Source organism: Rhodoglobus sp. GW821-FHT12B09 (assembly GCF_058809925.1).
Genome location: NZ_JBXATB010000008.1, coordinates 147,975 through 173,648, shown reverse-complemented (window position 1 = coordinate 173,648; position 25,674 = coordinate 147,975). Strand labels below are relative to the sequence as shown.

35 protein-coding genes and 2 pseudogenes are annotated in these 25,674 nt (G+C 68.2%); 2 read left to right on the top strand and 35 right to left on the bottom strand.

Features of this window, described 5'->3' with window-relative positions; translation table 11 throughout:
• Positions 1-67: 67 nt before the first annotated feature.
• A complete protein-coding gene (locus AC1RTC_RS14735; protein ID WP_493156972.1) occupies positions 68-1,108 on the top strand; it encodes an ATP-dependent DNA ligase in 1,041 nt (346 codons plus the stop codon).
• Positions 1,109-1,114: 6 nt separating this feature from the next.
• On the opposite strand, the gene ligD is transcribed toward AC1RTC_RS14735, so the two are convergent.
• Positions 1,115-2,122, bottom strand: coding sequence for a non-homologous end-joining DNA ligase (ligD, locus tag AC1RTC_RS14730; RefSeq protein WP_493156962.1), 1,008 nt, complete (start codon positions 2,120-2,122; stop codon positions 1,115-1,117).
• A 42-nt stretch (positions 2,123-2,164) separates the two neighbouring features.
• Between ligD and AC1RTC_RS14725 the strand changes: the two genes are divergently transcribed.
• Positions 2,165-3,985: an acyltransferase family protein gene (locus AC1RTC_RS14725; RefSeq protein ID WP_493156960.1), complete on the top strand. Its 1,821-nt coding sequence runs from the start codon at positions 2,165-2,167 to the stop codon at positions 3,983-3,985.
• Between the two features lie 255 nt (positions 3,986-4,240).
• On the opposite strand, the gene rplQ is transcribed toward AC1RTC_RS14725, so the two are convergent.
• The 34 genes and pseudogenes from rplQ to hutU form a co-directional block, all read right to left on the bottom strand.
• Positions 4,241-4,837 (bottom strand): 50S ribosomal protein L17, encoded by a 597-nt coding sequence (gene rplQ, locus AC1RTC_RS14720; protein ID WP_493156958.1) that lies wholly within the window; start codon positions 4,835-4,837, stop codon positions 4,241-4,243.
• Between the two features lie 34 nt (positions 4,838-4,871).
• A complete protein-coding gene (locus tag AC1RTC_RS14715) occupies positions 4,872-5,867 on the bottom strand; it encodes a DNA-directed RNA polymerase subunit alpha (protein ID WP_493156956.1) in 996 nt (331 codons plus the stop codon).
• Between the two features lie 178 nt (positions 5,868-6,045).
• Complete coding sequence (gene rpsK, locus AC1RTC_RS14710; protein WP_493156954.1) at positions 6,046-6,444, bottom strand: 30S ribosomal protein S11; 399 nt, start codon at positions 6,442-6,444, stop codon at positions 6,046-6,048.
• On the bottom strand, positions 6,444-6,824 hold the full coding sequence (gene rpsM, locus AC1RTC_RS14705; RefSeq protein ID WP_493156952.1) for a 30S ribosomal protein S13: 381 nt from the start codon (positions 6,822-6,824) through the stop codon (positions 6,444-6,446). The genes rpsK and rpsM overlap by 1 nt, the downstream gene beginning before the upstream one ends.
• A gap of 119 nt (positions 6,825-6,943) precedes the next feature.
• Positions 6,944-7,060, bottom strand: a complete 117-nt coding sequence (gene rpmJ / locus AC1RTC_RS14700; protein WP_199281181.1) for a 50S ribosomal protein L36 — start codon at positions 7,058-7,060, stop codon at positions 6,944-6,946.
• Positions 7,061-7,129: 69 nt separating this feature from the next.
• Complete coding sequence (infA, locus tag AC1RTC_RS14695) at positions 7,130-7,351, bottom strand: translation initiation factor IF-1 (RefSeq protein ID WP_493156950.1); 222 nt, start codon at positions 7,349-7,351, stop codon at positions 7,130-7,132.
• A 146-nt stretch (positions 7,352-7,497) separates the two neighbouring features.
• The gene (gene map, locus AC1RTC_RS14690) at positions 7,498-8,331 is read right to left on the bottom strand and encodes a type I methionyl aminopeptidase (RefSeq protein WP_493156948.1); all 834 of its coding nucleotides are present in this window, start codon (positions 8,329-8,331) and stop codon (positions 7,498-7,500) included.
• Between the two features lies 1 nt (position 8,332).
• Positions 8,333-8,932 (bottom strand): adenylate kinase, encoded by a 600-nt coding sequence (locus tag AC1RTC_RS14685; protein ID WP_493156946.1) that lies wholly within the window; start codon positions 8,930-8,932, stop codon positions 8,333-8,335.
• Complete coding sequence (gene secY, locus AC1RTC_RS14680; protein WP_493156945.1) at positions 8,929-10,254, bottom strand: preprotein translocase subunit SecY; 1,326 nt, start codon at positions 10,252-10,254, stop codon at positions 8,929-8,931. The genes AC1RTC_RS14685 and secY overlap by 4 nt, the downstream gene beginning before the upstream one ends.
• An 80-nt stretch (positions 10,255-10,334) precedes the next feature.
• The gene (rplO, locus tag AC1RTC_RS14675; RefSeq protein ID WP_493156943.1) at positions 10,335-11,057 is read right to left on the bottom strand and encodes a 50S ribosomal protein L15; all 723 of its coding nucleotides are present in this window, start codon (positions 11,055-11,057) and stop codon (positions 10,335-10,337) included.
• Positions 11,057-11,242, bottom strand: a complete 186-nt coding sequence (rpmD, locus tag AC1RTC_RS14670) for a 50S ribosomal protein L30 (RefSeq protein ID WP_493156941.1) — start codon at positions 11,240-11,242, stop codon at positions 11,057-11,059. The genes rplO and rpmD overlap by 1 nt, the downstream gene beginning before the upstream one ends.
• Entirely contained in the window at positions 11,242-11,946 is a 705-nt protein-coding gene (gene rpsE, locus AC1RTC_RS14665) for a 30S ribosomal protein S5 (RefSeq protein WP_493156939.1), read from the bottom strand. The genes rpmD and rpsE overlap by 1 nt, the downstream gene beginning before the upstream one ends.
• Positions 11,943-12,314 (bottom strand): 50S ribosomal protein L18, encoded by a 372-nt coding sequence (gene rplR / locus AC1RTC_RS14660; RefSeq protein WP_493156937.1) that lies wholly within the window; start codon positions 12,312-12,314, stop codon positions 11,943-11,945. Before rplR ends, rpsE begins: the two co-directional genes overlap by 4 nt.
• Before the next feature lie 2 nt (positions 12,315-12,316).
• Positions 12,317-12,853: a 50S ribosomal protein L6 gene (gene rplF, locus AC1RTC_RS14655; protein ID WP_493156935.1), complete on the bottom strand. Its 537-nt coding sequence runs from the start codon at positions 12,851-12,853 to the stop codon at positions 12,317-12,319.
• Positions 12,854-12,859: 6 nt separating this feature from the next.
• On the bottom strand, positions 12,860-13,258 hold the full coding sequence (gene rpsH / locus AC1RTC_RS14650) for a 30S ribosomal protein S8 (RefSeq protein WP_493156934.1): 399 nt from the start codon (positions 13,256-13,258) through the stop codon (positions 12,860-12,862).
• A 79-nt stretch (positions 13,259-13,337) separates the two neighbouring features.
• Positions 13,338-13,946 (bottom strand): 50S ribosomal protein L5, encoded by a 609-nt coding sequence (rplE, locus tag AC1RTC_RS14645; protein ID WP_493156932.1) that lies wholly within the window; start codon positions 13,944-13,946, stop codon positions 13,338-13,340.
• Between the two features lie 125 nt (positions 13,947-14,071).
• Positions 14,072-14,407, bottom strand: a pseudogene (gene rplX / locus AC1RTC_RS14640) (50S ribosomal protein L24); the annotation flags it as partial.
• Between the two features lie 3 nt (positions 14,408-14,410).
• A complete protein-coding gene (rplN, locus tag AC1RTC_RS14635; protein ID WP_493156930.1) occupies positions 14,411-14,779 on the bottom strand; it encodes a 50S ribosomal protein L14 in 369 nt (122 codons plus the stop codon).
• A 3-nt stretch (positions 14,780-14,782) separates the two neighbouring features.
• Positions 14,783-15,082 carry a 30S ribosomal protein S17 gene (gene rpsQ, locus AC1RTC_RS14630; RefSeq protein WP_493156928.1) on the bottom strand — a complete coding sequence of 100 codons (300 nt, stop codon included), beginning with the start codon at positions 15,080-15,082 and terminating at the stop codon, positions 14,783-14,785.
• 2 nt (positions 15,083-15,084) lie between these two features.
• Positions 15,085-15,417: a 50S ribosomal protein L29 gene (rpmC, locus tag AC1RTC_RS14625; RefSeq protein ID WP_493156926.1), complete on the bottom strand. Its 333-nt coding sequence runs from the start codon at positions 15,415-15,417 to the stop codon at positions 15,085-15,087.
• Positions 15,417-15,836, bottom strand: coding sequence for a 50S ribosomal protein L16 (gene rplP, locus AC1RTC_RS14620; protein WP_493156924.1), 420 nt, complete (start codon positions 15,834-15,836; stop codon positions 15,417-15,419). Before rplP ends, rpmC begins: the two co-directional genes overlap by 1 nt.
• A gap of 2 nt (positions 15,837-15,838) precedes the next feature.
• The gene (gene rpsC / locus AC1RTC_RS14615) at positions 15,839-16,627 is read right to left on the bottom strand and encodes a 30S ribosomal protein S3 (protein ID WP_493156922.1); all 789 of its coding nucleotides are present in this window, start codon (positions 16,625-16,627) and stop codon (positions 15,839-15,841) included.
• Positions 16,627-17,016, bottom strand: coding sequence for a 50S ribosomal protein L22 (gene rplV, locus AC1RTC_RS14610; protein ID WP_493156920.1), 390 nt, complete (start codon positions 17,014-17,016; stop codon positions 16,627-16,629). The genes rpsC and rplV overlap by 1 nt, the downstream gene beginning before the upstream one ends.
• Positions 17,016-17,297 carry a 30S ribosomal protein S19 gene (gene rpsS, locus AC1RTC_RS14605; RefSeq protein ID WP_179495085.1) on the bottom strand — a complete coding sequence of 94 codons (282 nt, stop codon included), beginning with the start codon at positions 17,295-17,297 and terminating at the stop codon, positions 17,016-17,018. The genes rplV and rpsS overlap by 1 nt, the downstream gene beginning before the upstream one ends.
• Positions 17,298-17,308: 11 nt before the next feature.
• A complete protein-coding gene (gene rplB, locus AC1RTC_RS14600; protein ID WP_493156917.1) occupies positions 17,309-18,148 on the bottom strand; it encodes a 50S ribosomal protein L2 in 840 nt (279 codons plus the stop codon).
• A gap of 19 nt (positions 18,149-18,167) precedes the next feature.
• A complete protein-coding gene (gene rplW, locus AC1RTC_RS14595) occupies positions 18,168-18,470 on the bottom strand; it encodes a 50S ribosomal protein L23 (protein ID WP_493156915.1) in 303 nt (100 codons plus the stop codon).
• Positions 18,467-19,120, bottom strand: a complete 654-nt coding sequence (rplD, locus tag AC1RTC_RS14590) for a 50S ribosomal protein L4 (protein WP_493156914.1) — start codon at positions 19,118-19,120, stop codon at positions 18,467-18,469. The genes rplW and rplD overlap by 4 nt, the downstream gene beginning before the upstream one ends.
• A 5-nt stretch (positions 19,121-19,125) precedes the next feature.
• On the bottom strand, positions 19,126-19,770 hold the full coding sequence (gene rplC, locus AC1RTC_RS14585; RefSeq protein ID WP_493156913.1) for a 50S ribosomal protein L3: 645 nt from the start codon (positions 19,768-19,770) through the stop codon (positions 19,126-19,128).
• Positions 19,771-19,797: 27 nt separating this feature from the next.
• Complete coding sequence (gene rpsJ, locus AC1RTC_RS14580) at positions 19,798-20,106, bottom strand: 30S ribosomal protein S10 (protein WP_018171443.1); 309 nt, start codon at positions 20,104-20,106, stop codon at positions 19,798-19,800.
• A gap of 394 nt (positions 20,107-20,500) precedes the next feature.
• Positions 20,501-21,468, bottom strand: a pseudogene (locus AC1RTC_RS14575) (DNA topoisomerase IB).
• 9 nt (positions 21,469-21,477) lie between these two features.
• Positions 21,478-21,858, bottom strand: coding sequence for a hypothetical protein (locus AC1RTC_RS14570; protein WP_493156910.1), 381 nt, complete (start codon positions 21,856-21,858; stop codon positions 21,478-21,480).
• Between the two features lie 166 nt (positions 21,859-22,024).
• Positions 22,025-23,146, bottom strand: coding sequence for an imidazolonepropionase (gene hutI, locus AC1RTC_RS14565; RefSeq protein ID WP_493156908.1), 1,122 nt, complete (start codon positions 23,144-23,146; stop codon positions 22,025-22,027).
• Entirely contained in the window at positions 23,143-23,946 is an 804-nt protein-coding gene (locus tag AC1RTC_RS14560) for an arginase family protein (protein ID WP_493156906.1), read from the bottom strand. The genes hutI and AC1RTC_RS14560 overlap by 4 nt, the downstream gene beginning before the upstream one ends.
• Entirely contained in the window at positions 23,933-25,570 is a 1,638-nt protein-coding gene (hutU, locus tag AC1RTC_RS14555; RefSeq protein ID WP_493156904.1) for a urocanate hydratase, read from the bottom strand. The genes AC1RTC_RS14560 and hutU overlap by 14 nt, the downstream gene beginning before the upstream one ends.
• Between the last annotated feature and the right edge of the window lie 104 nt (positions 25,571-25,674).

The window sequence follows — 25,674 nt, the reverse complement described above, 5'->3', positions numbered from 1 at the left end:
GCCCCGCCGCGGGCGCCCCGCGCGCAACCCCCTCGCGGCCAGCGTGGAGGAAGGGCAGGATCTACTCATGGACCTCCCCGCCGGATTCCCCGTCGCCCCGATGCTCGCCAAGGCCGTGCCCGACGTCCCGGAGGCGGCGGGGCTCAGCTACGAGCCCAAGTGGGACGGCTTCCGGGCGATCGCGTACGTGGACGGCGACGACGTGGAGCTCGACAGCCGCGGCGCGAAGCCCCTCACCCGCTACTTCCCGGAGATCGTCGCCGAGCTCCAGCGGCAGCTCGGCGTGAGCTGCGTTCTCGACGGCGAGATCGTGCTCCGCCGCGGTGCGGAGGGCGACGAGCGGCTGGACTGGGAGGCGCTCTCGCAGCGCATCCACCCCGCGGAGAGCCGCATCGCGAAGCTGTCGGTCGAGACGCCCGCGAGCTTCGTCGCCTTCGACCTGCTCTACCTCGACGGCCGCTCGCTGCTCGAGGAGCCGTTCGAGACCCGCCGGGCGGCGCTCGAGCTGCTCGCCGCCGACCTGGAGTCTCCGCTGCACATCACCCGGACCACGCGCGACGTCGCCCTCGCCCGGCGCTGGCTCGAGGAGTTCGAGGGCGCGGGGCTCGACGGCGTCGTATCGAAGCCGCTCGCCGCGGCCTACGCGCCCAACAAGCGCGCCATGTTCAAGAGCAAGCACGCCCGCACCGCCGACGTCGTGGTCACGGGGTACCGCGTCCACAAGTCGGGCAACGGCGTCGGCTCGCTCCTGCTCGGCCTGTACGACGCGGACGGCGAGCTGCAGAGCGTCGGCGGCATCTCCGCGTTCCCGGATGCCCGCCGCCTCAGCCTCATCGACGAGCTCGAGCCGCTCGTGGTCCGCGACGGCAGCGGAGAAGCTGTCACCGGCGCCACCGACCGCAACCGGTTCTCCTCAAACAGGGACACGTCGTTCGTGCTGCTGCGGCCCGAGCGCGTCGTCGAGGTGCGCTATGACCAGATGGAGGGGCGACGGTTCCGCCACACTGTGCAGTTCGAGCGCTGGCGGCCCGATCGGGACGCGCGCTCGTGCACCTACGACCAGCTCGAGGTGCCGGCCAAGTACGACCTGGCGGACGTCCTCCTCTAGTCCTCCCTAGTCCTTCTTCGCGCGCGACGGCTGAACGCGGGGCGGCTCCCCCGGCATCTTCGGGAAGTCGGGCGGGAACGGCAGCTCGCCGAGGCCGTTGCCGAGGTCGCGCTCCCACCAGCCGAGGAGCACGTCGATGGTCCCGGGCTTCTCGTCGAAGCGCTCCCACGGGTCGCCCACCGCCGCGAGCCGGTCGGGCATGGTCAGGACGGTGAACTCGCGTGGGTCGGCATCCGGAAGCTCGTCCCAGGTGACCGGCGCCGACACCGGCGCGTGCGGGAGCGGCCGAGGGCTGTAGGCGCCCGCCATCGTGCGGTCGCGGTTGGCCTGGTTGAAGTCCGCGAAGATCTTCTCGCCGCGCTCCTCCTTCCACCACGCCGTCGTGACCGCGTCAGGCATGCGCCGCTCGAGCTCCCTGGCGGCCGCGATGACGGCGTGCCGCACGTCGAGGAACTCGTGCGTGGGCTCGATCGGGGCGAACACGTGGAGTCCCCGGTTGCCCGACGTCTTGACGAACGACGTGAGCCCCGCCTCGGTCAGCACCGTGCGCAGGGCGAGGGCTGCCGCCACGGCATCCCCGAAGTCAGTTCCGGGCTGGGGGTCAAGGTCGATGCGCAGCTGGTCGGGGTTGTCGCTGTTCTCCGCGCGCGACGGCCACGGGTGGAAGGTGACCGTGTTCATCTGTACGGCCCAGACCGCGACCGCCACCTCGTCGATCACGAGCTGCGGGTGCGACCGTGCGCTCGGGTAGACGACCGGGACGCTCCGAACGTAGTCGGGCGCGCCCTTCGGCGGGTTCTTCGAGAAGAACTGCTCGCCGTCGATGCCGTCCGGGAAACGCTGCAGCGACACCGGCCGGTCGCCGTTCGCGCGCACGAACGCGTCGCCCACCGCCACGATGTACTCGGCGAGCTGCAGCTTGGTGATGCCGGGCTCCGGCCACAGCACTCGGGAGGGGCTGGAGATGCGCACCTCGCGCGCACCCGCCGTGATCGTCGTCGCTTCGCTCGCCATACCCCCAAACTACGGCGGGTAGGCTTGTTCGCGGTACCCACCATGACTTCTCCTTCGACGCGCGCCCCTATTCGGCTGCCCGGCCTCGACGGGCTCCGCGCCGTCGCGGTGCTCGCGGTCATCGCGTTCCACTTCCTCCCCGACACCCTCAAGGGCGGTTACGTCGGCGTCGACGTCTTCTTCGTGATCTCGGGATTCCTCATCACCGGGCTGCTCGTCCGCGAGCGCGCCACGGCCGGCCGCATCTCCCTCGGGGGTTTCTGGGCTCGCCGCGCTCGGAGGCTGCTGCCGGCCCTCGTGCTCGTGGTTGCCCTGTGCTCGAGCGCGGCCCTGTTCATCGGCGGGGACGTGCTCGTGGGCCTCGGCCGCCAGGTGCTCGGTGCGGCGACCTTCAGCAGCAACTGGCTGGCGATCCTCCAGGGCGAGAGCTACTTCGACGCCACCTCGCCCGAGCTGTTCCGAAACCTCTGGTCGCTGGCCGTGGAGGAGCAGTTCTACCTCCTCTGGCCGCTCGCCCTCCTCCTCTTGCTCCTCGTCCGCAACCGGTTCGCCCGCTCCGGTATCGCCCTGCTTCTGGCCGTCGGCTCCGCGGTCGCCATGGCCCTGCTCGCCGGTCCCGACGCCACCCGCGTGTACTACGGCACCGACACGCACAGCTTCGGCCTCGCCCTGGGCGCCGCCCTCGCCTTCCTGCTGGAGGGCAGGTTCACGGATGCCGCGGCCCCCCTCCCCCGTCCGGCCCGGGTCGCCCTCCCGATCGCGGGCGCCCTCGCCACCGCGGGCGTCATCGCCATCGCCGCACTGCTCCCCGAGGGGGACTGGCTCGCCACCCACGGCGGCCTCGCGCTTGTCGCCGTCCTCACCGCCGTCGCCATCGCGGGCGCCACGGCCACGGAGTCGTGGCTCGGCCGCGCGCTCGACGTGCAGCCCCTGCGCTGGATCGGCGAGCGGTCGTACGGCCTCTACCTCTGGCACTGGCCGGTGCTCGTGCTGCTCGTGGCGTGGCTGCCCCAGAATGCCGCCTGGTGGGCGGCTCCGTCGGCGGCGCTGGTGGTGACCGCGGGGGCCTCCGCCCTGTCCTACCGCTTCGTCGAGACCCCGCTGCGGCGGCGGGGGGTGCGCGGCAGCGTCTCGTACGTGGTTCGGGGGCGCGTCGTCATCCGGGCCGCCTCTGCTCTTGCTGTTGCCGCCCTGCTCGCGACCGCCGGGCTGACCGGCGTTGCCGTCGCCAGCGACCCCGGGCGCAGTCAGGCGCAGGCGGCGATCGAGGCGGGCGAGGCACTGCTGGCCCTTCCGGGATTCGCGACCGCGCCGCGCCGCGCCCAGCCGCTGCCGACCGGCGACGAGATCTACGCGATCGGCGACTCGGTGATGCTCGCGGCCGCTCCGGAGCTCGAGGAGGCCTTCCCCGGGATCGCGATCGACGCCGTGGTGTCGCGGCAGATGTTCGAGGCCGAGGACATCGTGAGCTCGGTGGTCGCGTCCGGCGCGATGCGGCCGATCCTCGTGCTCGGGCTCGGGACCAACGGCTGGATCGACGAGGAGACCCTCGAGGACGTGCACGCGATGCTGCCGCGGGGCACGCAGATGATCGTCGTCAACGTGCAGGTGCCGCGCGAGTGGGGGCCGGACGTGAACTCGATCCTCAGCGAGTTCGCCCGCGACAAGCGCGACGTGGAGCTGTCGAACTGGTACTCCGCCATCCAGCCGCAGCTCGACGTGCTCGCCGACGACCAGGTGCACCCCGGCCCCACCGGCGGCCGCATCTACAGCGGAGCGCTCGCGGATGCCCTGCAGCGGCTTGCGGAGATCCCGCCGCTGCTCGACGACAACGACTACGGGCTGGCAAACCGCCCGGTGTAGCGCGGCGCTGGGTGCCTCCCCCCGCCGCCCGCCCGCCTCGCCCGCCGCCCGCCCGCCCGCCTTCCGTCCCCCGCCGTCCGCCCGCCCGCCTTCCGTCCCCCGCCGCCCGCCTTCCCTTCGCGCTACAGGTTTCTCGTCGCGCTACTGAAATTGCTGCCGCGCGACGAAGGGGCTGTAGCGCGGACCCGCTACTTCGACGCGTGGCAGAACGCAGAAGGGCCCCGCTCGAAAGCGGGGCCCTTCTGACGGGTACGACTACTTGGACTCGGCCTCGTCGGCAGCTTCGACCTCGGCGTCGGCAGCCTCGGCCTCGACGGTCTCGGCCTCGACGGTCTCGGCCTCGACAGCGTCGGTCGACTCGGCGGCAGCCTCTTCGACCTCGGCGGTCTCGGTCTCCTCGACCGGGGCCTCCTCGACGGGAGCGGCAGCGGCCGGCTTCTCGTCCTTGGCGGATGCAGCAGCGGTCTTCTTCGCGGACTTCGGCTTCGGGTTCACCGGCTCGAGCACGAGCTCGATCTGGACCATCGACGCGTTGTCGCCCTTGCGGAAGCCGAGCTTCGTGATGCGGGTGTAGCCGCCCTCGCGCAGTTCGACGAGCGGGGCGATCTCCGTGAAGAGCTCGTGCACGACGGTCTTGTCGCCGATGACCGCGAGCACGCGACGGCGCGCGTGCAGGTCGCCGCGCTTCGCGAACGTGATGAGGCGCTCGGCGATCGGACGCAGGCGCTTGGCCTTCGTCTCGGTCGTCTTGATGCTCTTGTGGGTGAACAGGGCGGCGGCGAGGTTCGCGAGCAGCAGGCGCTCGTGGGCCGGCCCTCCGCCGAGGCGGGGTCCCTTGGTAGGTGTAGGCATTGTTCTAGATCTCCAGTGTCAAAAGTGGGTGCGGCTACGCGTTGGCTTCGTCGTCGTCGTAGCCACCGTAGAAGTGGGCGCCGTCGAATCCGGGAACGCTGTCCTTGAGCGACAGGCCCATCTCGACGAGCTTGTCCTTGACCTCGTCCACCGACTTCTGACCGAAGTTGCGGATGTTCATGAGCTGCGTCTCGCTCAGCGCGACGAGCTCGCTGACCGTGTTGATGCCCTCACGCTTGAGGCAGTTGTAGCTGCGGACGCTCAGGTCGAGGTCCTCGATCGGCATGCTCAGCTCGCTGGAGAGAACGGCGTCGACCGGCGCGGGGCCGATCTCGATGCCCTCGGCGGCGTTGTTGAGCTCGCGCGCCAGGCCGAACAGCTCGGTCAGCGTGCGGCCGGCGGAGGCGACGGCGTCGCGCGGGGTGATCGCGGACTTCGTCTCGACGTCGACGACCAGGCGGTCGAAGTCGGTGCGCTCACCGGCACGAGTCGCCTCGACGCGGTAGGTCACCTTGAGCACGGGCGAGTAGATCGAGTCGATCGGGATCTGGCCCGCCTCGCTGAACTCGCTCCGGTTCTGGGTCGCGGAGACGTAGCCGCGGCCGCGCTCGATGGTGAGCTCGAGCTCGAACTTCGCCTTGTCGTTGAGCGTCGCGATGACGAGCTCCGGGTTGTGGATCTCCACGCCCGCGGGAGCCGAGATGTCGGCTGCCGTGACCTCGCCGGCGCCCTGCTTGCGCAGGTAGGCCGTGATGGGCTCGTCGTGCTCGCTCGAGACGACCAGGTTCTTGATGTTCAGGATGACCTCGGTGACGTCCTCCTTGACACCGGGCACGGTGCTGAACTCGTGAAGGACCCCGTCGATGCGGATGCTCGTAACAGCGGCTCCGGGGATCGAGGAGAGCAGGGTGCGGCGCAGGGAGTTTCCGAGGGTGTAACCGAAACCGGGTTCGAGCGGCTCGATGACGAAGCGCGAGCGGAACTCGGAGATGTTCTCTTCGGCAAGAGTGGGGCGCTGTGCGATGAGCACTGGTGTTTCCTTTCGGCGAGGTGTCCGCTATTTGACACCTGGATGCGACGAGTGGCTGGCCCGTCGGTCTATTGAGTTGTTGAGAGGAGGAAAGCTGAGCGGATTGAGCAGGCCGCCCGCGGCCGTACCGAGATCAGGTCCCGATGCGCCGCAGGCGGCTGCTCAACCAGCGAATGAGTTAGACGCGGCGGCGCTTGGGCGGGCGGCATCCGTTGTGCGCCTGGGGCGTCACGTCGTTGATGCTGCCGACCTCGAGGCCAGCGGCCTGGAGGGAGCGGATCGCGGTCTCGCGGCCGGAGCCCGGTCCCTTGACGAAGACGTCGACCTTCTTCATGCCGTGCTCCTGCGCCTGGCGGGCAGCGGACTCCGCTGCGAGCTGGGCGGCGAAGGGCGTCGACTTGCGCGAGCCCTTGAAGCCGACGGCGCCGGACGAGGCCCAGCTGATGACGGCCCCGCTCGGGTCGGTGATCGACACGATCGTGTTGTTGAACGTCGACTTGATGTGGGCCTGGCCCAGCGCGATGTTCTTCTTCTCCTTGCGGCGCGGCTTCCGCGCAGCGGCCTTCGGTGCAGCCATTACTTGCGTCCCGCCTTCTTCTTACCGGCAACAGTGCGCTTCGGGCCCTTGCGGGTGCGAGCGTTGGTCTTGGTGCGCTGCCCGTGCACGGGCAGGCCGCGACGGTGGCGAATACCCTGGTAGCTGCCGATCTCGACCTTGCGGCGGATGTCAGCGGCAACCTCACGGCGGAGGTCACCCTCTACCTTGAAGTTCACCTCGATGTAGTCGCGCAGTGCGATGAGCTGGTCATCGGTCAGATCCTTGACGCGGATCTCACCGCTGATCCCGGTGTCGGCGAGGGTCTTGAGGGCCCTCGTACGGCCAACACCGTAGATGTAGGTCAGTGCGACCTCCACGCGCTTGTCGCGCGGGATGTCGACGCCGGCTAGACGTGCCATGATGCATCTCCCTTATGGAGTCATGTGGAGGTTATGGACAGCACCGGTGCGAAGGCCTCCAACCCTCGGTGTCCCTCGCCGGAGCGAGTTCCTGGTGCTGTTCTGTTTGTGTGTACTACTTAGCCCTGGCGCTGCTTGTGGCGAGGGTTGCTCTTGCAGATCACCATGACGTTGCCATTGCGGCGAATGACGCGGCAGTGGTCGCAGATGGGCTTGACGCTGGGGTTGACCTTCATGTTGTTTCCTTGCACTCGCTGTCTTCGAATCCGCGGGATGCCGCGGTTCGTTACTTTCCAGCGCGCTCGTTACTTGTAGCGGTAGGTGATCCGGCCACGGGTCAGGTCGTAGGGGCTCAACTCGACGACCACACGGTCCTCCGGGAGGATCCTGATGTAGTTCTGTCGCATCTTGCCCGAGATGTGGGCGAGCACTTTGTGGCCGTTGGTCAGCTCAACGCGGAACATTGCGTTGGGCAGAGCTTCGACTACTGCTCCCTCGATCTCGATGACACCGTCTTTTTTGGCCATAGCCTCTTCGTCGCTAAAAGTATTGAATCGCTGGTCTGCGGGGATCGGTGTCCAAGCACGCAAAAAAGCGGCTGGAAACACCAAAGATCAAGCTTAGGTCATTCCCGGGCGTTTCGCCAACCGTGAGGTATAAGCCTCGAGCGAAATCACGCGATGGGCGCCGGGACCACCCCGAACGGCGCGAGACCGGATGCTCCGCCGTCCTCCGCGGTGAGAACCCAGAGCCCGCCGGAGTGCACGGCGACGCTGTGCTCCCAGTGCGCGGCGTCGGTGCCGTCATCCGTGGCGACCGTCCACTCGTCCGCGAGCACGTGGCTGTCGACCCCGCCGCGCGTGATCATCGGCTCGATGGCGACCACGAGCCCGGGGCGCACCTCGGGCCCGGCGCCGCGGACGCGGAAGTTGTAGACCGGAGGGTCCTCGTGCATGGAGCGCCCGATGCCGTGGCCCACGTAGTCCTCGATGATGCCGAACTCGCCGCGCGAGTCGACCGTGTCCTCGATGGCGCCGCCCACCTGGTTGAGCCGCTTCGCCCGCGCCAGCTCGGCGATGCCCGCCCACAGCGCGTGCTCGGTCGCGTCCGCGAGCTCCTGCCGTGCTGCGACGACCTCGGGGCGCGAGGCATCCGGTATCACGACGGTGATGGCAGCATCGCCATTCCAGCCGTCGACCTCCGCGCCGCTGTCCACGGAGACGATGTCACCGGGCTGCAGTACCCGGTCACCGGGGATTCCGTGCACGATCTCGTCGTTGACCGAGACGCACAGCGTGTGGCGGTAGCCGGGCTCCTTCATGAAGTTAGGCACTCCGCCCGCGTCACGGATGGCGCGCTCCGCGATCGCGTCCAGCTCCAGAGTCGTGACGCCCGGCCGGATTGCAGCGCGAACTGCCGCGAGCGAGGCGGCCGTCACCGCGCCGGGCCGCACCATGAGGCGCAGCTCGGCGGGCGTCTTGTAGATCTTCGCTCTGCCGAGGGCCACGTCAGCGGGTCGCGGTATCCGGGGGGACGATGCCGCGCGACGCGAGTGACTCGGCGATACGGGAGCTCACATCGTCGACCTGGCCGAGCGCGTCGATCTTGAGGACCAGCCCGCGCTCTCCGTAGACGGCGATGAGCGGCGCGGTCTCGCGCTGGTACAGCGACTGGCGGTGACGGATCGTCTCCTCCGTGTCATCCGTGCGCCCCTCCTGGTGGGCCCGCTTCAGCAGCCGCGACACCACCTCGTCAGGGTCGACGACGAGCTGGATGACCGCGTCGAGGGCGGCGCCGTCGGCGGCGAGCACCTCGTCGAGGAACCGCAGCTGGTCGAGCGTGCGCGGGTACCCGTCGAGGAGGAAGCCGCCGCGGGCGTCCGCCTCCTGGAGCCGGCTGGCGACGAGGTCGTTGGTCAGCGAATCCGGTACGAAGTCGCCCGCGTCGATGATCGCCTTGACCTGCTTGCCGAGATCAGTCTGGTTCTTGATGTTCGCGCGGAAGATGTCGCCCGTCGCGATGGCAGGAATCTGGTATGTCTCGGTGATCCGGGTGGATTGCGTGCCTTTGCCGGCCCCTGGCGGGCCGACAATGAGCAGCCGGGTCAACGGAGCAGGCCCTCGTAGTGACGCTGCTGCAGCTGGGAGTCGATCTGCTTAACGGTCTCGAGGCCGACACCGACGATGATCAGGATGCTCGCGCCGCCGAACGGGAAGTTCGTGTTCGCCCCCACGAGAACGAGGGCGATGAGCGGTATGAGCGCGATCAGGCCGAGGTAGAGCGATCCCGGGAGGGTCACGCGCGTGAGCACGTAGTCCAGGTACTCCGCGGTCGGACGGCCGGCCCGGATGCCCGGGATGAAGCCGCCGTACTTCTTCATGTTGTCGGCGACCTCTTCGGGGTTGAAGGTGATCGCCACGTAGAAGTACGTGAAGCCGACGATGAGCAGGAAGTACATCAGCATGTACAGCGGGTGGTCGCCCTTGGTCAGGTAGGTCTGGATCCAGGTGACCCAGCCCGCGGGCGCCTGGCCTGCAGCCGGCTGGTTGAACTGCGCGATGAGGGCGGGCAGGTACAGCAGCGAGGAGGCGAAGATCACGGGCACGACGCCGGCCATGTTCACCTTGATGGGGATGTACGTGTTGTTGCCGCCGTACGTGCGCCTACCGACCATGCGCTTCGCGTACTGCACAGGGATGCGCCGCTGCGATTGCTCGACGAAGACCACGGCGCCCACGATCAGCACGCCGATCAGGATCACCCCGATGAAGACCTCGATGCCCTTCGCCTCCTGGATGCTCCAGAGCGAGCCGGGGAAGCGGGCCGAGATCGACGTGAAGATGAGCAGCGACATGCCGTTGCCGATGCCGCGCTCGGTGATGAGCTCGCCCATCCACATGATGAGGCCGGTGCCGGCGGTCATCGTGATGACCATCAGCATGATCGCGTACCAGGAGTCGTCGGTGATGAGCTGGCTGCAGGCCGCCGCGCCCGAGTTGGACGGGAAGAGCGCGCCGCTGCGGGCGACCGTGATGAGCGTCGTCGACTGGAGGACGCCGAGGGCGATCGTGAGGTAGCGGGTGTACTGCGTCAGGCGGGACTGGCCGGCCTGGCCCTCCTTGTAGAGGGTCTCGAAGTGCGGGATGACCACGCGCAGCAGCTGCACGATGATCGAGGCCGTGATGTACGGCATGATCCCGAGCGCGAAGACCGACAGCTGGAGCAGTGCGCCGCCGCTGAAGAGGTTCACGAGGTCGTAGAGGCCGGAGGTGCCCGCGTTGCTCGCGAGGCACTCCTGCACGTTTCCGAAGTCGACGAACGGCGCGGGGATGAACGACCCCAGGCGGAACAGCGCAACGATGCCGAGTGTGAACCCGATCTTCCTGCGAAGGTCAGGCGTGCGGAAGATCCGCGCGACAGCTCTAAACACAAGGCCTCCGATTGTCTTTGGTAATGCAATCGAGCGGGGCTGGTGACCAGCCCCGCTCGAAACCCGTTGTTACGGGTTACTTACTTGACCGAACCGCCAGCGGCAACGATCTTCTGCTCAGCAGAGCCGGAGACCTTGTCGACTGCAACGTTCAGCTTAACCGCAATATCACCCTGCCCAAGAACCTTGACCTTCTCGTTCTTGCGAACGGCGCCCTTGGCAACCAGGTCGAGGGTGGTGACGTCGCCGCCCTTGGGGTACAGCTCGGCGAGCTTGTCGAGGTTGACGACCTGGTACTCGACGCGGAACGGGTTCTTGAACCCGCGCAGCTTCGGCTGGCGCATGACGAAGTTCAGGTTTCCACCCTCGAAGCCCGGACGGACCGAGTAGCGAGCCTTCGTGCCCTTGGTACCGCGGCCCGCAGTCTTGCCCTTGGAACCCTCACCGCGTCCGACGCGGGTCTTGTCCTTCTTGGCACCCGCAGCGGGGCGGAGGTGGTGGATCTTCAGCACCTGGGGGCGCGCCGGAGCGTCGTCCTTGGGTGCCTTCTTCGCCGGTGCGGCCTTGGCGGCGGGCGCCTTGGCAGCAGCAGTGTCGTCGGACTTCGCGGCGGCAGCGGCCTTGGGGGCAGCGGCCTTCGCGGGAGCCTTGTCAGCAGCCTTGGCGGCCGGGGCCTTCGCGGCGGCAGCAGCCTTGGGGGCAGCGGCCTTCGCGGGAGCCTTGGCGGCGGCGGGCTTGTCCGCGCTCGTCTTGGGCGCAGCGGCCTTGGCCGGCGCCTTCTTGGGGGTAGCTTCGTCAGCCATTAGTCAATCTCCTCGACCTTGACGAGGTGAGCGACCGTGCGCACGTAGCCACGGTTCTGCTTGTTGTCCTCGCGAACAGTCACGTCACCGATGCGGTGGAGCCCGAGGCTCCGCAGGGTGTCGCGCATGTTCTGCTTCTCACTGATTTTGGACTTGATCTGGGTCACCTTCAGGCGCGCGGCCATCAGACACCTGCCTTAGCTTCAGCCTCGGCGCGCAGCAGGCGGGCCGGGACGACGTGCTCGACGGAGAGGCCGCGGCGCGCGGCGACCGCGCGGGGCTCCTCGAGCTGCTTGAGGGCAGCAACCGTCGCGTGCACGATGTTGATCGTGTTCGACGAGCCGAGCGACTTGCTCAGGACGTCATGGATGCCGGCGCACTCGAGTACGGCGCGAACCGGACCGCCCGCGATAACACCGGTACCGGCCGAGGCCGGACGCAGCAGCACGACGCCGGCAGCGGCCTCGCCCTGCACGGGGTGCGGGATCGTCTGGGCGACGCGGGGGACGCGGAAGAAGTTCTTCTTCGCCTCCTCGACGCCCTTCGAGATCGCGGTGGGGACCTCGCGGGCCTTGCCGTAGCCGACGCCGACCAGTCCGTTGCCGTCGCCGACGACCACGAGAGCGGTGAAGCTGAAGCGACGACCGCCCTTCACGACCTTCGACACGCGGTTGATGGTCACGACGCGCTCCAGGAACTGGCTCTTCTCCGCGTCGCGGCTGTTGCCGCGGTCACGGTTCGGGTTGCGCTCGCGGCCGCCACGGCGGGCCTCGCGGGGCTCGTTGGTGAGGTCGGTCGCGGGAGCGTCTGCGACGGCCTCCGTCGTTGCGACAGCCTCGGTAGTGGGCTCAGCCACGTCCTGCTCCTTGTTAGTAGTTGCGTCGCTCACAGGTTCAGTCCGCCCTCTCGCGCTCCGTCGGCGATCGCTGCGACGCGTCCTGCGTAGCGGCTACCGCCACGGTCGAACACGACGGCCTCGACGCCGGCCTTCTTCGCGCGCTCGGCGACGAGCTCGCCGACCTTGCGCGCCTTGGCGGTCTTGTCACCGTCGAACGTGCGCATGTCGGCCTCGAGGGTCGATGCGCTCGCGAGGGTGTGGCCCTTCGAGTCATCCACGACCTGCACGAACACGTGGCGGGCCGAACGGGTGACGACGAGGCGCGGACGCGCCTCGGTGCCGATGACCTTCTTGCGAAGGCGGGCGTGCCTGCGGCCCTTTGCGGCCGACTTGCTCTTACCTCTGGTTCCGAGAGCCATGATCACTTACCACTCTTTCCGGCCTTGCGGCGGACTACTTCGCCGGCGTAACGCACGCCCTTGCCCTTGTACGGCTCGGGCTTGCGCAGCTTGCGGATGTTGGCCGCGACCTCGCCGACGGCCTGCTTGTCGATGCCGCTGACCGTCAGCTTGTTGTTGCCCTCGACCGTGAAGCTGATGCCCGCGGGCGGGTCAACCGTGATGGAGTGCGAGAAGCCGAGCGCGAACTCGACCGAGTCGCCCTTGGCCGCAACGCGGTAACCGGTACCGACGACCTCGAGGCCCTTGGTGTAGCCATCGGTGACACCGATGATCTGGTTCGCGATGAGCGTGCGGGTGAGGCCGTGGAGCGAGCGCGACTCGCGCTCGTCGTCGGGACGGGTGACGAGCACCTGTCCGTCCTCGACCGTGACGGCGATGGGGCTCTTGACGACGAGCGACAGCTCGCCCTTCGGGCCCTTGACGGCGACGGACTGGCCGTCGATCTTCACCTCAACGCCGCTGGGGACGTCGATGGGGAGTCTTCCGATTCGTGACATGACGGGTTACCACACGTAGGCGAGGACTTCCCCACCCACGCCCTTCGAGGTCGCCTCTTTGTCGGTCAGCAGACCGGAGGAGGTGGACAGGATGGCGACGCCGAGACCGCCGAGAACCTTGGGGATCTCGGTCGACTTCGCGTACACGCGGAGGCCGGGCTTGGAGACGCGCTTGATGCCCACAATGGAGCGCTCGCGGTTGGGCCCGTACTTGAGGTCGATCGTGAGGGTCTGGCCGACGCGCGCGTCCTCGACCTTCCACGCGGAGATGTAGCCCTCGGTCTTGAGGATCTCCGCGAGGTGCGACTTGAGCTTGCTGCTGGGCAGCGAGACCGTGTCGTGGTACGCCGAGTTGGCGTTGCGCAGCCGGGTCAGCAGGTCTGCGACCGGATCTGTCATTGTCATGAGTTGTGGTGCCTATCTCGTCCGGTTTCGGCATCCGTTACGCGAATGCCGACCTGGTCGATCGGTGGTGCTTGGGTGGTTAGTTTCCGGAGTTCTCGGCCGTGCGGAACGGGAAGCCGAGCGCCTTGAGCAGCGCGCGACCCTCGTCGTCGTTCTTGGCGGTGGTCACGACGGTGATGTCGAAACCACGAACGCGGTCGATCTTGTCCTGGTCGATCTCGTGGAACATCGACTGCTCCGTGAGGCCGAACGTGTAGTTGCCACGGCCGTCGAACTGCTTGTCCGAGAGGCCGCGGAAGTCGCGGATTCGGGGCAGTGCGAGGGTGACGAGGCGGTCGAGGAACTCCCACGCCCGGTCGCCGCGAAGGGTGACGTGGGCGCCGATGGGCTGGCCCTCGCGCAGCTTGAACTGAGCGATGGACTTGCGGGCGTTCGTCACCTGGGGCTTCTGGCCGGTGATGGCCGTGAGGTCCTTGACGGCGCCGTCGATGATCTTGCCGTCGCGGGCAGCCTCGCCGACACCGGTGTTGACGACGACCTTCACGAGGCCCGGCACCTGGTGCGGGTTCGTGAAGCCGAAGTCCTTGGTGAGCTGCGCGGCGATCTCGTTGCGGTACTTCTGCTTGAGGCGCGGCTGGATTTTGCTCTCCGGAGCGCCAGCCTTCGCGGCAGTAGCGGTGTCAGTCATTAGTCAGCGTCCTTCTCGGCTGCTGCGGGAGCAGCCTTCTTGGCGGCGGCCTTCGGCTCGGCCTTGTCGGCCTTGTCCTCAGACTTCGTCGAGGCCTTGGCGGCCTTCTTGGATTCGACCCGACGCGACTTCTTGAAGAAGCGGACGCGCGTGGTCTTGCCACGGTCGTCCGTCTCGACGCGGAAGCCCACGCGGGCGGGGAGCTTGGTGTCGGGGTCGACGAGCGCGACGTTCGACACGTGGATCGGTGCCTCCATCGTCTCGATGCCGCCGGTCTTGGTGCCGCGCTGGGTCTGGCCCACCTTGACGTGCTTGGTGACGAAGTTGACACCCTCCACGACAACGCGGTCCTTGCCGGCGATCACAGTGATGACGCGACCCTGCTTGCCGCGGTCTCCGCCGCGGTCCTGGGTCGGGCCGCTGATGACCTGCACGAGGTCGCCCTTGCGAATGTTGGCCATGAGTTACAGCACCTCCGGAGCGAGCGAGATGATCTTCATGAACTTCTTGTCACGGAGCTCACGGCCGACCGGTCCGAAGATGCGGGTGCCACGGGGGTCACCGTCGCCCTTCAGGATCACAGCGGCGTTCTCGTCGAACTTGATGTACGAGCCGTCGGGACGACGGGTCTGCTTGACGACGCGAACGATGACGGCCTTGACCACATCGCCCTTCTTGACGTTGCCGCCGGGGATCGCGTCCTTGACTGTGGCGACGATAACGTCGCCGAGGCCCGCGTAACGGCGGCCGGAGCCACCGAGGACGCGGATCGTGAGGAGCTCCTTGGCGCCGGTGTTATCGGCGACCTTGACTCGGGATTCCTGCTGAAGCATGAGCTACTTCGCCTTCTCGAGGATCTCGACCAGGCGCCAGCGCTTGGAGGCGCTCAGCGGGCGAGTCTCGCTGATGAGGACGAGGTCGCCGATGCCGGCGCCGTTCGCCTCGTCGTGGACCTTGACCTTGGAGGTACGGCGGATGACCTTGCCGTACAGGGGGTGCTTAACGCGGTCCTCGACCTCGACGACGATGGTCTTGTCCATCTTGTCGCTGGTCACGTAGCCGCGACGGCTCTTGCGGTATCCGCGAGCGAGCTCGGCGGTCGTGTCCGCCTTCTGTGTTGCTTCGACCTTGGCCATGATTACGCCTCCTTCGTCTCTTCAGTGGTGTCCGCAGGGGCCTCAGCCGCTGCATCCGCCTTCTTGGTGGTTGCCTTCTTGGTGGTCTTGGCCGGAGCCTCGACCGCGACGGGCGTGGCACGGATGCCCAGCTCGCGCTCACGGATGACCGTGTAGATGCGGGCGATGTCGCGCTTGACCGCGCGAATGCGCCCGTGGCTCTCGAGCTGTCCGGTCGCGGACTGGAAGCGGAGGTTGAAGAGTTCTTCCTTCGCCTTCTTCAGTTCGTCGATGAGACGCTCGTCTTCAAAGGTGTCGAGCTCGACAGGAGCGAGCTCCTTGGATCCGATCGCCATTATGCGTCGCCCTCCTCGCGCTTGATGATGCGTGCCTTGAGGGGCAGCTTGTGGATTGCACGGGTGAGCGCCTCACGGGCAACGGTCTCGTTGACACCGCTGAGCTCGAAGAGCACGCGTCCGGGCTTGATGTTCGCGATCCACCACTCGGGTGAACCCTTACCGGAACCCATGCGGGTCTCGGCCGGCTTCTTGGTGAGCGGGCGGTCGGGGTAGACGTTGATCCACACCTTTCCACCACGCTTGATGTGACGGGTCATCGCGATACGGGCCGCCTCGATCTGGCGGTTCGTGACATACGCGGGCGTGAGCGCCTGGATGCCGAACTCGCCGAACGACACGACGGTGCCACCGGTCGCCTGGCCGGAACGGCCGGGGTGGTGCTGCTTGCGGTGCTTGACCTTACGAGGGATCAACATGGTTACGCCTCAACTCCTGCTGCGACCGGTGCGTCGGCCTTGGGGGCAGACGAGCGGGGCGGACGGCTGTCGCGGCGATCGCCGCCACGGTCGTCACGGCGCTCCGGACGGGTGGACTTCTGGTTGGCCTGCTCGCGGGCAAGCTCCTTGTTCGTGATGTCGCCCTTGTAGATCCAGACCTTCACGCCGATGCGGCCGAACGTCGTCTTGGCCTCGTAGAAGCCGTAGTCGATGTTGGCGCGCAGGGTGTGCAGCGGAACGCGGCCCTCGCGGTAGAACTCCGAGCGGCTCATCTCCGCGCCGCCGAGGCGGCCGGAGACCTGGATGCGAACACCCTTGACCGACGGGGTGCGCTGGGCGCCCTGCAGTCCCTTGCGCATCGCGCGGCGGAACGCCACACGAGCGGAGAGCTGCTCGGCGATGCCCTGCGCGACGAGCTGAGCCTCGGCCTCGGGGTTCTTCACCTCGAGGATGTTGAGCTGGATCTGCTTGCCCGAGAGCTTCTCGAGGTCGGCGCGGATGCGCTCGGCCTCTGCTCCGCGGCGGCCGATGACGATGCCGGGGCGCGCCGTGTGGATGTCCACGCGGACGCGGTCGCGGGTGCGCTCGATCTCGATGCGCGCCACACCGGCGCGGTCGAGCGAGGTCTTGAGCAGGTTGCGGATCTTGACATCCTCAGCGACGTAGTCGCTGTACTTCTGCCCGCTCTTGGTGCTGTCGGAGAACCAGCGCGACACGTGGTCGGTGGTGATTCCCAGACGGAAACCGTAGGGGTTTACCTTCTGTCCCATTACTTCTTCCCTGCCTTCGCGGGCTTGGCCTCTGCCACGTCCGGGGTGGCGAGCTTGATCGTGATGTGGCTCGTGCGCTTGAGGATCTGGAAGGCACGGCCCTGGGCGCGCGGCTGGAACCGCTTCAGGGTCGTTCCCTCGTCGACGAACGCCTCGGCGACGAACAGGTCCTGCTCGTCGAGGTAGCTGTTCTCGGCATCCGCCTTGACCTTCGCGTTGGCGATTGCCGACGCGACGAGCTTGTACACGGGCTCGCTCGCACCCTGGGGCGCGAACTTGAGGATGGCGAGGGCCTCCATGGCCTGCTTGCCACGGATGAGGTTGACGACGCGACGAGCCTTCGTCGGCGTCACGCGAATGTGCTTCACGCGAGCGATGGATTCAACCATTAGCGGCGACGACCCTTCTTGTCATCCTTCTCGTGCCCACGGAACGTGCGGGTGGGCGAGAATTCGCCGAGCTTGTGCCCGACCATGGTCTCGGTGACGAACACCGGGATGTGCTTGCGACCGTCGTGCACCGCGATGGTGTGACCCAGCATGGCCGGGATGATCATCGAGCGGCGCGACCAGGTCTTGATCACGTTCTTGCTACCGGCCTCATTCGCCTTCACGACCTTCTGCAGCAGGTGGTCGTCGACGAAGGGGCCCTTCTTCAGACTGCGTGGCATCTTCTTGACTCCTACTTGCGCTTCTTGCCGACATTGCGGCGGCGGACGATGAGCTGGTCACTCGGAAGGTTGCGCTTGCGCGTACGGCCTTCCTTCTGGCCCCAGGGGCTGACGGGGTGACGTCCACCGGACGTCTTGCCCTCACCACCACCGTGGGGGTGGTCCACCGGGTTCATGGCGACACCGCGGACGGTCGGGCGGACGCCCTTCCAGCGCATACGGCCGGCCTTTCCCCAGTTGATGTTCGACTGCTCGGCGTTGCCGACCTCGCCGACCGTGGCGCGGCAGCGCACGTCGACGTTGCGGATCTCGCCCGACGGCAGGCGGAGCTGCGCGTAGGGGCCGTCCTTGGCAACGAGGCGGACGGACGCACCCGCGGAGCGGGCCATCTTCGCGCCGCCACCGGGACGGAGCTCGATCATGTGGATGACCGTACCGACCGGGATGTTGCGCAGCGGCAGGTTGTTGCCGGGCTTGATGTCGGCCGAGGGGCCCGACTCCACGATATCGCCCTGGTTGAGCTTGTTCGGAGCGATGATGTACCGCTTCGTGCCATCGACGAAGTGCAGCAGCGCGATGCGCGCCGTGCGGTTGGGGTCGTACTCGATCTCGGCAACGCGGGCGTTGACGCCGTCCTTGTCGTTGCGCTTGAAGTCGATCACGCGGTACTGGCGCTTGTGGCCACCACCGATGTGGCGCGTCGTGATGCGGCCGGCGTTATTGCGCCCACCGGTCTTCGGCAGCGGACGGAGCAGCGACTTCTCCGGGGTCGAGCGGGTGATCTCGGCGAAGTCTGCCACCGAGGAACCGCGACGACCGGGAGTCGTGGGCTTGTACTTGCGAATAGCCATTGTTATCTCTCCTCAGTCCCTAGCCGACAGCCGTGAAGATGTCGATGGAACCGGACTTGAGCGTGACGATCGCACGCTTGGTGTCCTTGCGCTTACCGGTACCGAAACGCGTGCGGCGGGTCTTGCCCGTACGGTTCAGCGTGTTGACCGAGTCGACCTTCACACCGAAGATCTTCTCGATGGCGAGCTTGATCTCGGTCTTGTTGGCACGGGGGTCGACCTCGAAGGTGTACTTGCCGTCGTCGATCAGGCTGTAGCTCTTCTCGGAGACGACGGGCGCGAAGATGACGTCGCGCGGGTCCTTGTAGGTAACGGCGCTCATGCGCTGGCCTCTTCCTTTGCCTTGGGTGCCTTGGCGCCGACGAACGAGTCGAAGGCGGCCTTGGTGAAGACGATGTCGTCGCTGTTCACGACGTCGTACGCGTTGAGCTGGTCAGCGAACAGCACGTGCACCTGCTTGAGGTTGCGCACGCTCTTGTAGCTGACCTCGTCGCCGCGCTCCAGGACGATGAGCACGTTCTTGCCCGTGACAGAGGCGAGCACGGATGCCGCGGCCTTCGTCGAGGGAACGTCGCCCTTGCCCAGCGAGTCGACGACCGTGAGGCGGTCACCGCGAGCGCGGTCGGAGATGGCGCCGAGCAGGGCAGCGGCGATCATCTTCTTGGGGGTGCGCTGCGAGTAGTCGCGCGGCTGCGGGCCGTGGACCGTGCCACCGCCGCGGTGCTGCGGCATGCGGACGGAACCCTGGCGGGCGCGGCCGGTGCCCTTCTGCTTGAAGGGCTTGATGCCGGAGCCGGAGACCTCGCCGCGGCCCTTGGTCTTGTGCGTTCCCTGGCGTGCGGCTGCACGCTGGGCGACGACGACCTGGTGGATCAGCGGGACGTTGGTCTGTACATCGAAGATCGCTGCGGGCAGGTCGACCGAACCGGTCTTCTTGCCGGAGGAGTCGACGACGTCGATTGAGGTAGCCATGTGAGCTAGGCCCCCTTCACTGCGTTGCGGACGAAGACGATGCGGCCACGAGCACCGGGCACGGCGCCCTTGATCAGGACCAGGCCCTTCTCGAGGTCGACCGAGTGGACGGTCAGGTTCAGCACGGTGACGCGGTCGCCACCCATGCGGCCCGCCATGCGCATGCCCTTGAAGACACGGCTGGGGGTCGAGGATGCGCCGATCGAGCCGGGCTTGCGGTGGTTGCGGTGCGAACCGTGGCTCGACGAAACACCCTTGAAGTTGTGGCGCTTCATGACACCGGCGAAGCCCTTGCCCTTGCTGGTGCCCATGACGTCGACCTTCTTGCCGGCCTCGAAGAGGTCGACGGTCAGCTCCTGGCCGAGGGTGTACTCGCTCGTGTCATCCGTGCGCAGCTCAGTCAGGTGACGACGGGGAGTGACGCCCGCCTTCTCGAAGTGACCGGTCAGCGGCTTGGTGACCTTGCGGGGGTCGATCTGGCCGTAGGCGATCTGGACGGCGGTGTAGCCGTCCACCTCCTGCGAGCGCAGCTGGGTAACGACGTTGGGGGTGATCTCGACGACGGTCACGGGAACGAGCTTGTTGTTCGCATCCCAGACCTGCGTCATGCCGAGCTTCTTGCCCAGCAGACCCTTGGTGTTCTTAGACATGGTTTTCCTATCGGCTCTCGAAGCCCGTTACAGCTTGATCTCGATGTTGACGTCCGCCGGCAGGTCGAGGCGCATGAGCGAGTCAACTGCCTTGGGGGTCGGGTCGATGATGTCGATGAGCCGCTTGTGGGTGCGCATCTCGAAGTGCTCGCGGCTGTCCTTGTACTTGTGAGGGGAGCGGATCACAGCGATCACGTTCTTCTCGGTGGGCAGCGGCACCGGGCCGACAACCGTTGCACCGGCACGGGTAACCGTGTCGACGATCTTGCGCGCCGACGAGTCGATGACCTCGTGGTCGTACGACTTCAGTCGAATGCGGATCTTCTGTCCCGCCATGGCTGGCTCACTCTCTGTACATGCGCAGCACTTCTGCTTTTGCACCACTGTTTATGTGTCAATTACTGCCTTGTCACCACCACCCCGAGGCACGCGCGCGAGCACGTGACAATAGGAGGGTGGTTGATCCGTGTCCTGCTTCCCGCGGCCTAGCCCTTGACCTCTTGGAGGTCGGGCTATGCACTGCCTGGAAGTGATCTCACGCCGAAGCGGAGAATGTTGAACTAGACGAGTTTGCCACACGCGGGCATTTGCTGCAACCCGGGCGTGTCGCGCTGCGGCGTGTCGGGCGCGACACGCCGGGCCCCGCTCGCGGGAGCCGGTCGGCTGCCGCTTCCGGACCCCGTTCTCCGGTTTCGATACGGGCGCCAGAGCGTCCTGCTCAACCCGCGGGTCAGTCGAACAGGAGGGCCCGCACCTGGCTCTCCGCCGAGCCCGTGCGGGCGGGGTCGATCGTGCGGCCGCGGTCGTAGTGGTCGACGAGCCGCGGGTCGACGTAGCTCGCCCGCGCGACCGCCGGGGTGTTGCCGAGCACCTCGGCCACGTCGCGCATCACCTGCGCCACAACGCGCTTCCGGGCGGTCGGCGTCGACCGCGGTCCGGCCTTCGCGAGGGCGATCGCGGCGGTCACGGTGCCGTGCAGGGTGCGGAAGTCCTTCGCGCTGAACTCGCCGCCCGTCTGCTCGCGGACGTAGTCGTTGATGTCGCCCGCATCGACGGGATGCCACATCCGGCCGTCCTTCCAGGCGATGAGCCGCGCGCTCGGCCCGCGGCGCTTGAGTGCGCGCAGCACGTCAGCCAGCTCGGCGTCGACGAGGGTGGACGACCACTCCTGCCCGCTCTTGCCGGGGAAGTCGAGGGTGATCGCTCCGCCCGAGATGTTCACGTGCGAGCAGAGCAGCGTCGAGAGGCCGTGGCTGCCGTGCTGCTCGGCATAGCGCTCCGAGCCGACGCGGAGCGAGCCGGTGTCGAGCATCCGGAATGCCGCGGCCAGCGCGCGGTCCTTTGTCTGCCCGTCGGAGCGCAGGTCCATGGTGACAGCCCGCCGCGCCGCGGGCAGCGACTCGGCGAGCGCCAGGGCACGGTCGAACTGAGCCTGTCCTTCTGCTCGCGCCAGGTCGGGTGGTAGAGGTACTGGGTGCGGCCGGCGGCGTCGGTCCCGGTCGCCTGGATGTGGCCGTTCGGGTACGGCGCGATCCAGACGTCTGTCCAGGCGGGCGGGATCGCGAGGTGCTCGATGCGCGCCCTGAGGTCGGGGTCGGTGATCGCGCGGCCCTCGAGGTCGAGATAGCGGAAGCCCTTGCCCGCGCGCACCCGCTGCAGGCCGGGGCGGGAGGAGTCGCTGCGGCGGAGACGTGGCACTCTGCCAGATTATGCGGCGGCGGTCGCGGGCCGCCGGGGCTTGACAACGAGGACGGCGACGGCCGCCCCGACGAGGAAGGCGAGGCCCGCCTGCACCGCCCAGCCGATGAACTCCCACGGGAGCTCGCCGGACTGGATCAGCCCGACGACGGTCACCGTGAGCAGGTTGAGCACGGCACCGATCACCGCGGCGACCAGCAGCGACGGGATGCCCCAGCCGCGCATCGCCCCGACGATGAGCAGCACGAGCCAGACGCCGAGACCGATGTCCATGAAGAGGAAAAGTTGCCGCGCGGCCTCGGGGAGGTTCATGAGCCAGAGCCCGAGGAGCACCAGAGCGACGGCGATCGCGATCGCGAGGCGGAGGATCACGGCCAGAGGTCGGGGCATGCGAGGGAGCCTACAGGCGGGTTGAGTAGGCCGCCCGCGGCCGTATCGAAACCTGGAAGTCGAGCAATCGGTTTCGATACGCGCGCCAGAGCGCGCTACTCAACCCGCCAGAGCAACCGGTTTCGATACGCGCGCCAGAGCGCGCTACTCAACCCGCCAGAGCGCGCTACTCAACCCGCCAGACCAGCGGCACGCCGGGGCGGTAGGCGAGGTGCACGTAGGTGGGGGCGTCGAGGAGGACGAGGTCGGCGCGGGCGCCCACTCGGAGGTGGCCGACGTCGGAGCGGCGCAGCGCGGCGGCCCCGCCCAGGGTCGCCGCGGCGAGGGCCTCGGCGGGGGTCATCCCCATCTCGCGCACGGCCAGCGCGATCATCAGCGGCATCGACGAGGTGAAGCTCGACCCCGGGTTGCAGTCGCTGGCCAGGGCGACGGAGACGCCCGCGTCGAGCAGGCGGCGTGCATCCGGATACGGGTGCCGCGTCGAGAACTCGACGCCGGGCAGCAGCGTAGCGACAGTGCTACTGCCGGCGAGCGCCTCGATGTCGCGGGGAGAGAGGTACGTGCAGTGGTCGACGCTGGCGGCCCCGAGCTCCACCGCGAGCTGCACGCCGTCGGACTCCCCCAGCTGCGCGGCGTGCACCCGGGCGCCCAGCCCCCGGGCGATCCCGGCCTCGAGGATGCGCCGGCTCTCGTCCACCGTGAAGGCGCCGGTCTCGCAGAACACGTCGATCCACCGCGCGTGCGGGGCGCAGGCGTCGAGCATCTCCCCCACGACCAGGTCTACGTACTCGTCCCTCTCGACGCCGGACGGCACGACGTGCGCGCCCAGGAAGGTCACCTCCGGCGTGAGCGTCGCCGCGAGCCGTACGCTGCGCTCCTCGTCCGCGACGGAGAGGCCGTAGCCGCTCTTGATCTCGATCGTCGTGGTGCCCTGGGCACGGGCCTCCGCCACGAGGCGCCGGGCGTTCGCGAGGAGCTCGTCGTCCGTGGCATCCCGCGTCGCCGCCACCGTGCGCCGGATGCCGCCGGCCTCGTAGCGCCGCCCCGCCATCCGTGCCTCGAACTCGTCGGCCCTGTCGCCCGCGAACACGAGGTGGCTGTGGCTGTCGACGAAGCCCGGGATGACACAGCGCCCGCCCGCGTCGATGCGCTCGTCGGCGGCCGGGGAGCCCTCCCCCACCCACGCGACCACGCCGTCCTCGACAACGAGGGCGGCACCGGTGCGCTCCGGGCGGCCCTCCTCGTGGGTCACCAGCAGGCCGATGTTGTCGACGAGAGTGGTGGTCATCGCGCCTCGAACCCGCGGATCGCCTCGAGCACGCACAGCGCCACGAGCCGCACGGTCCGCTGGTCCGGCGCGTCGGCCGCCGCGTCCACCTCGACGAGATCGAGGGAGGTGACCGAGGGATGCCCGCCCGCCACCCGCGCGGCGTCGCGCAGTTCACCGGCCGAGATGCCCCCCGGCACCGAGGCCGGGCAGGCGGGGGCCACCGACCGGTCGCACACGTCGACATCGAGGTCGACGTGCACCCGGTCGCCGGCGATCTCGATCGCCTCGGCCATGATGTCGGCGATCGGCCGGCGTCGCAGCTCGTCGCGGAGGATGACGGTAATGCCGAAGTCGGCAGCCCGCTGGGCGTACTCGCGCGAGTTGGCGAACGGCTCGATGCCGATCTGCACGACGCGGGTGCCGGCGAGCCCCGCCTCGACGAGCTGCCGCACGGGCGAGCCGTTCGACTCGCCGTCGCGGAGGTCGTGGTGCGCGTCGACGGTGACGAGCCCGGTCGCGAGGCGGCCGAGCGCGACGGGCACGGTCGCGGAGTTGTCGCCGCCGAGCGCGATCAGCAGGGAGGCGTCGACGGCGGCGATCACTGCCGCGTCCTCCGTGTCGCCGGCGTCGACGATCCGCAGCGCGGTGTCGAGGCTGTAGCGGCGCAGGGCGTCGCGCACAGCGGCAGGCGTGAGGTGCGCGTCGGTCGCCGAGAGCGACGTCAGGTGCGTCGGCACGCCCAGCAGGGCCACGTCGGCGGTGCCGTTCGGAGCCGGCCAGTCCCCCGCCCGCGGCCAGAGCGGGTCATGGCTCAACATGCATCGGCACCTTCACGTCGTGGGCACGGGCGAACTCGATAGCCGAATCGTAGCCCGCGTCCACGTGCCGGATCACTCCCATTCCGGGGTCGTTGGTGAGCACGCGGGCGAGCTTCTCCGCGGCGAGCGCGGTGCCGTCGGCGACGGAGACCTGCCCGGCATGGATGCTCCGCCCGATGCCCACGCCGCCGCCGTGGTGGATACTCACCCAGGTGGCGCCGGAGGAGGTGTTGACGAGCGCGTTGAGCAGCGGCCAGTCGGCGATCGCGTCGGAGCCGTCCTTCATGGCCTCGGTCTCGCGATAGGGGCTCGCGACGGAGCCGGAGTCCAGGTGGTCGCGGCCGATCACGAGGGGGGCGGCGAGCTCGCCCGACGCCACCATCTCGTTGAACCGCAGGCCCGCGGCATCCCGCTCGCCGTAGCCCAGCCAGCAGATGCGCGCGGGCAGTCCCTGGAAGTGGACCCGCTCCTGCGCCATCGGGATCCACCGCTGCAGCGACCGGTTCTCGGGGAACAGCTCGAGCACCGCCCGGTCGGTCTTCGCGATGTCGCTCGCCTCGCCGCTGAGCGCGGCCCAGCGGAACGGGCCCTTGCCCTCCGCGAAGAGCGGGCGGATGTACGCGGGCACGAAGCCGGGGAACGAGAAAGCGTCGGCGTAGCCCGCCGCGAGCGCCTCGGTGCGGATGTTGTTGCCGTAGTCGAACACCTCGGCCCCCGCGCGCTGGAAGCCGACCATGGCCTCGACGTGCACGGCCATCGACTCGCGGGCGCGCTGGGCGAAGCCCGGATCCTTCTTCGCCTCCGCCCAGTCGTCGAAGTCGACACCGAGGGGCAGGTACGCGAGCGGGTCGTGCGCGCTGGTCTGGTCGGTGACGATGTCGATCTCGGCACCGAGGGCGAGCAGTTCGGGCACCGCGGATGCCGCGTTCGCGAGCACTCCGATCGACAGGGGCTTGCGGGCATCCCGAGCGTCGTAGGCCAGGTCGAGCGCGTGCGCGAGGGAGTCGGCGCGCACATCGAGGTAGCCGTGGTCGAGCCGGCGCTGGATGCGGCTGGGGTCGACGTCGAGGCAGATCGCGACACCGTCGTTCATGGTGACCGCGAGCGGCTGCGCTCCGCCCATGCCGCCGAGGCCCGCGGTGAGGGTGACGGTGCCGGCAAGGGTGCCGCCGAACTTCTTCTCGGCCACGGCCGAGAACGTCTCGAAGGTGCCCTGCAGGATGCCCTGGGTGCCGATGTAGATCCACGAGCCGGCCGTCATCTGGCCGTACATGGTGAGGCCGAGCTGCTCGAGGCGGCGGAACTCGTCCCAGTTCGCCCAGTCCCCCACCAGGTTCGAGTTGGCGAGCAGGACGCGCGGCGCCCACTCGTGCGTCTGCATGATGCCGACCGGCTTGCCCGACTGCACGAGCAGGGTCTCGTCGCCGCGCAGCTCGTGCAGCGACCGCACGATCGCGTGGAAGCTCGGCCAGTCTCGCGCCGCCTTTCCCGAGCCGCCGTAGACGACGAGGTCCTCGGGGCGCTCGGCGACCTCGGGGTCGAGGTTGTTCTGCAGCATGCGGAGGGCGGCCTCCTGCGGCCAGCCGAGGGTGTGCAGGTCGGCTCCCCGGTGTGCGGTGATCACGTCGTGTCCTTTCGTGGGGTGGGTTGAGCAGGCCGCCCGCGGCCGTATCGAAACCGGGTGAGGTTTCGATACAGGCGCTAGAGCCCCTTACTCAACCCACCGGG

Excerpts from the sequence above, each read along its gene's own strand:
- rpmD (WP_493156941.1), bottom strand. The coding sequence starts at position 11,242 with ATGGCCGCGCGCCTGAAGGTGACCCAGATCAAGTCCAAAATCAGTGAG.
- AC1RTC_RS14570 (WP_493156910.1), bottom strand. The coding sequence starts at position 21,858 with ATGCCCCGACCTCTGGCCGTGATCCTCCGCCTCGCGATCGCGATCGCC.
- rplO (WP_493156943.1), bottom strand. The coding sequence starts at position 11,057 with ATGGCTGACGAAGCTACCCCCAAGAAGGCGCCGGCCAAGGCCGCTGCG.
- rplN (WP_493156930.1), bottom strand. The coding sequence starts at position 14,779 with ATGCTTCAGCAGGAATCCCGAGTCAAGGTCGCCGATAACACCGGCGCC.
- rplW (WP_493156915.1), bottom strand. The coding sequence starts at position 18,470 with ATGAGCGCCGTTACCTACAAGGACCCGCGCGACGTCATCTTCGCGCCC.
- rpsQ (WP_493156928.1), bottom strand. The coding sequence starts at position 15,082 with ATGGCCAAGGTCGAAGCAACACAGAAGGCGGACACGACCGCCGAGCTC.
- rplC (WP_493156913.1), bottom strand. The coding sequence starts at position 19,770 with ATGTCTAAGAACACCAAGGGTCTGCTGGGCAAGAAGCTCGGCATGACG.
- rpsK (WP_493156954.1), bottom strand. The coding sequence starts at position 6,444 with ATGGCTGCACCGAAGGCCGCTGCGCGGAAGCCGCGCCGCAAGGAGAAG.
- rplD (WP_493156914.1), bottom strand. The coding sequence starts at position 19,120 with ATGGCTACCTCAATCGACGTCGTCGACTCCTCCGGCAAGAAGACCGGT.
- rpsS (WP_179495085.1), bottom strand. The coding sequence starts at position 17,297 with ATGCCACGCAGTCTGAAGAAGGGCCCCTTCGTCGACGACCACCTGCTG.
- rplE (WP_493156932.1), bottom strand. The coding sequence starts at position 13,946 with ATGACTGACACCGCTACTGCCGCGAAGGCTGGCGCTCCGGAGAGCAAA.
- ligD (WP_493156962.1), bottom strand. The coding sequence starts at position 2,122 with ATGGCGAGCGAAGCGACGACGATCACGGCGGGTGCGCGCGAGGTGCGC.
- rpsC (WP_493156922.1), bottom strand. The coding sequence starts at position 16,627 with ATGGGACAGAAGGTAAACCCCTACGGTTTCCGTCTGGGAATCACCACC.
- AC1RTC_RS14735 (WP_493156972.1), top strand. The coding sequence starts at position 68 with ATGGACCTCCCCGCCGGATTCCCCGTCGCCCCGATGCTCGCCAAGGCC.
- AC1RTC_RS14725 (WP_493156960.1), top strand. The coding sequence starts at position 2,165 with ATGACTTCTCCTTCGACGCGCGCCCCTATTCGGCTGCCCGGCCTCGAC.
- rplB (WP_493156917.1), bottom strand. The coding sequence starts at position 18,148 with ATGGCTATTCGCAAGTACAAGCCCACGACTCCCGGTCGTCGCGGTTCC.
- AC1RTC_RS14560 (WP_493156906.1), bottom strand. The coding sequence starts at position 23,946 with ATGTTGAGCCATGACCCGCTCTGGCCGCGGGCGGGGGACTGGCCGGCT.
- rpsM (WP_493156952.1), bottom strand. The coding sequence starts at position 6,824 with ATGGCACGTCTAGCCGGCGTCGACATCCCGCGCGACAAGCGCGTGGAG.
- rplF (WP_493156935.1), bottom strand. The coding sequence starts at position 12,853 with ATGTCACGAATCGGAAGACTCCCCATCGACGTCCCCAGCGGCGTTGAG.
- rpmC (WP_493156926.1), bottom strand. The coding sequence starts at position 15,417 with ATGGCGATCGGATCCAAGGAGCTCGCTCCTGTCGAGCTCGACACCTTT.
- infA (WP_493156950.1), bottom strand. The coding sequence starts at position 7,351 with ATGGCCAAAAAAGACGGTGTCATCGAGATCGAGGGAGCAGTAGTCGAA.
- rplP (WP_493156924.1), bottom strand. The coding sequence starts at position 15,836 with ATGTTGATCCCTCGTAAGGTCAAGCACCGCAAGCAGCACCACCCCGGC.
- rplV (WP_493156920.1), bottom strand. The coding sequence starts at position 17,016 with ATGGTTGAATCCATCGCTCGCGTGAAGCACATTCGCGTGACGCCGACG.
- rplR (WP_493156937.1), bottom strand. The coding sequence starts at position 12,314 with ATGGCTCTCGGAACCAGAGGTAAGAGCAAGTCGGCCGCAAAGGGCCGC.
- rpsJ (WP_018171443.1), bottom strand. The coding sequence starts at position 20,106 with ATGGCGGGACAGAAGATCCGCATTCGACTGAAGTCGTACGACCACGAG.
- hutI (WP_493156908.1), bottom strand. The coding sequence starts at position 23,146 with ATGACCACCACTCTCGTCGACAACATCGGCCTGCTGGTGACCCACGAG.
- rpmJ (WP_199281181.1), bottom strand. The coding sequence starts at position 7,060 with ATGAAGGTCAACCCCAGCGTCAAGCCCATCTGCGACCACTGCCGCGTC.
- rpsH (WP_493156934.1), bottom strand. The coding sequence starts at position 13,258 with ATGACAATGACAGATCCGGTCGCAGACCTGCTGACCCGGCTGCGCAAC.
- rplQ (WP_493156958.1), bottom strand. The coding sequence starts at position 4,837 with ATGCCTACACCTACCAAGGGACCCCGCCTCGGCGGAGGGCCGGCCCAC.